This window comes from Pelomicrobium sp. (genome assembly GCF_036803785.1).
Classification (GTDB): Bacteria; Pseudomonadota; Gammaproteobacteria; order Burkholderiales; family UBA6910; genus Pelomicrobium.
Genome location: NZ_DAIRTR010000219.1, coordinates 1 through 2928, shown reverse-complemented (window position 1 = coordinate 2928; position 2928 = coordinate 1). Strand labels below are relative to the sequence as shown.

Genomic DNA, 2928 nt, shown 5'->3' with positions numbered 1-2928 from the left:
GTGCTCGATGTAGCCCTGGGTTTCCTGGCGGTCCATGGGGCCCAGGTGGTAGGAGGCGATTACCCGCTGGCGCAGCTGCTTCATGCGGGCGCTGCGCATGACCTCCCGCAGCTCGGGTTGCCCCACCAGCACGCTTTGCAGCAGGGCTTGGTTACCGAGCTGGAAGTTGGAGAGCATGCGCAACTCTTCCACTGCCCGGGGGCTCAGGTTCTGGGCCTCGTCCACGATCAGCAAGGCCCGCTTGTGTCGCGGCACCAGGGCGGTGAGGAAGGCCTCGATCTGCGCCAGCAGCTCCGCCTTGTGGGGTGAGTTGACCGGGATGCCGAAGGCGGTGGCCACCGCCCGCAGCAGGTTTTCCGCGTCGAGCTGGGTGCTCACGAGCTGGGCCGCCATCACTTTCTGCCGATCGAGCTGCTCGAGGAGACTGCGGATTAAGGTGGTCTTGCCCGTGCCGATCTCGCCAGTGATGACGACAAAGCCTTCCCCCTGGTACAGACCGTACTTGAGATAGGCGAGGGCGCTCTTGTGGCCGCGGCTCGCGTAGAGGAAAGCGGGGTCCGGGTTGAGCTGGAAGGGCTTTCCTTTCAGCCCGTAGAAGGCTTCGTACATGGCTCAGAAGCGGTGATCGAGGCCGACGAATACCGCAAACTCGTTGTAGTTGTTGAACAGGGGGTCGTTGGAGTCGAACTGCTGGTACCGGACGCCAGCGAGTCCCCGCGTTTTGGGGGCGAGCTGGGTGGAATAGGTGAGCCGCACGCTGTCCTGCTCCGAATCGGGGCGGCTGCCCACTAGGGTCTGCTCGCGCTTGGTGCGGGTGTGGGCGAGCAGCAGGTTCACGTTGCTCAAGCGGGTCAGCCGCAAGGTGTAGGAAATCGACGCACCGGTCTGGGTGAAGGGCTGATCCACCAACAGCAGTTCCGGGGGCAGGATCGCATTGGTCGTGGATACCGGCTCGTTGTCACTATAGAAGACCGAGAAGACAACGGTGTTACGCACTCCGTTGATGGCGGCGGAGGCCTCGTAGCGTTCCCGCAAAAAGATCCTTTGGGTAAAGAAGCGCAGCGGCGTGTTGAGGAACAGGGGAATCTGGTTCTCCTGCAGGAAGCGGATGACGGCGTCGAACCGCTCCACCGGGTCCGGGATGCGGGTGGCGAAAATGGCGTCCAAAAGCAGCGGCGTGAAGCCGGGCTGCAGGGTGAAGAGCTCCTGGGGGAAGTCGCTGATGTCGCGGGAGGCCGCGAGCCGCCACGCGGTGAGCCGGGTACGGTGGGTGATGTTCGCCCCGAAGGAGCTGCCGAAGAAGCGCTCCTCCCAGAAGCCGTTCATCACCGTTCGGGGGGTCGGGCGCCAGTCGAGGCCGGCGCCGTAGATGGCTCCCTCTCGGTCGGTGAGCCCGAAGTTGTTCTGCTCGTAACCGCCCCGAGCCTCCAGCCGAAAGGTCGGAACCACCCGATAGGAGACGATCAGGCGCCCCAGGTTATTGGTGAACGTCTGCTGGTCTTCGAATTTGGTTTCTTCGCGAAACGCCTCGGCGCTCCAGCCGATGCGCTGGGGCGGCCCCGAAAGGCGCCCCAGCCACCGGGTGCGCCGGGCGTTGGCGAGGCTCTCCCGGTCGGTATCGGTCCACGTGGTCTCGTAGCGGCCGAGGTAGTCGATGTTGCCCACGGTCCGGCCCTGGATGTAGGGCGAGACTCGCAGCCTGCGGGTCTCGATGCGATTGCCGCTGTCGAGGCCCACGTCCCCGGGCTGGGGGCCGAAGGGGGAGACGAACTCCTGGGAGATGTCGGCGTTGGCGTCGATGAAGAAGAAATTCTCGATGGCCTCCAGCTTGGCAGAGGAGGCAAGCTCGTGGGCGACGCGGCTGCGGGAGTTCTCGTTCACGTAATAGAGCAACCGCGGCGAGTAGTCGGCGGAAAGCTGGAGCCGCCCGCCCTTGCCCCGGATGCCGAGGTGGGGCCGCACCTCGGTGTAGAGGTCGCTTTCCTCCCGGCCGCTGGGGGCGAGATTCACGTTGTCCGTGTAGGTTGCCCGCGCCGAGATTCCTTTTTCCAGCTTCCAGTCGGCGCCCTGGGCGGTGGCCGCAAGGCCCGCGAGCGCTGCCCCGAGCAGGAATCCGGCGCAATGGCTGACCGGGGCATGGATAGCCGCCCCCCGGGCGAGTCGCCGCAGGCTGCGAGGCGCCCGGCGAAGCGCGGCGAACCAGAGACGGCCGCTTGTAAAAACGCGCTGTACTGAAGCGTGTTTGATCGCTTTGCCGTGGCGGAGGGGCATGGAGGCGAAGACCACGGGGTGCGGGCGCAAGGGTGTCAGTCCGCAGTCTGCTGGCGATAGCCGTAATAGGAGCCGACTTCCGACTCGGCGGCCTTGTTGAGCACCGTCATGACCACCGGGCAGGGCTCCAGGGTCTCCAGAGCTTGACGAACGGTGGCGTGGGTGGTGCGATCCGCCTCCACCACCAACACGATCTGGCCCATGTAGGTGGCGAGCACCCGTGCCTCCGGGGTGGCGAGCAAGGGCGGCGAGTCGAAGATGATGACGCGGTCATTGTAGCGGGAGGCGAGCTCATTCAACAGGGCCCGCATGGCTTCGCTCGCCAGGAGCTCGGTGGCGTGGGGATGGCGGCGCCCTGCCAGCAGCAGGGATAGGTGCTCCACATTGGTGCGCAGCAGCGCTTCCGCGGGATCCAGGCCGGGATTGCTCAGCAAGTCGAGCAGGCCCGGACCGGCAGATCGCACGCCCAAAATGGCTGGCAGCGACCGGCCAGCCACATCCGTGTCCACCAGCAGCACGTAGGTGTCCCGCTCCATGGCCATGCTCATGGCGAGATTCACGGCGACAAAGCTTTTGCCCTCGCCGGGAACGGCGCTTGCCACCATGATCAGGTTGCCCCGCTCCACCGGCGCGGCCGCGCCGCCCCGGGCGTTTTGG

3 protein-coding genes are annotated in these 2928 nt (G+C 65.7%); all 3 read right to left on the bottom strand.

The window, feature by feature from the left end; all coding sequences use genetic code 11:
* The coding region (locus tag V7Q81_RS15460) for an AAA family ATPase (protein WP_333845107.1) at positions 1-609 on the bottom strand (609 nt) is incomplete at its 3' end.
* Between the two features lie 3 nt (positions 610-612).
* Positions 613-2301, bottom strand: a complete 1689-nt coding sequence (locus tag V7Q81_RS15455) for a TIGR03016 family PEP-CTERM system-associated outer membrane protein (RefSeq protein WP_333845104.1) — start codon at positions 2299-2301, stop codon at positions 613-615.
* Positions 2302-2306: 5 nt separating this feature from the next.
* Positions 2307-2928 (bottom strand): P-loop NTPase (locus tag V7Q81_RS15450; RefSeq protein ID WP_333845102.1); only part of this gene is annotated, 622 nt, incomplete at its 5' end.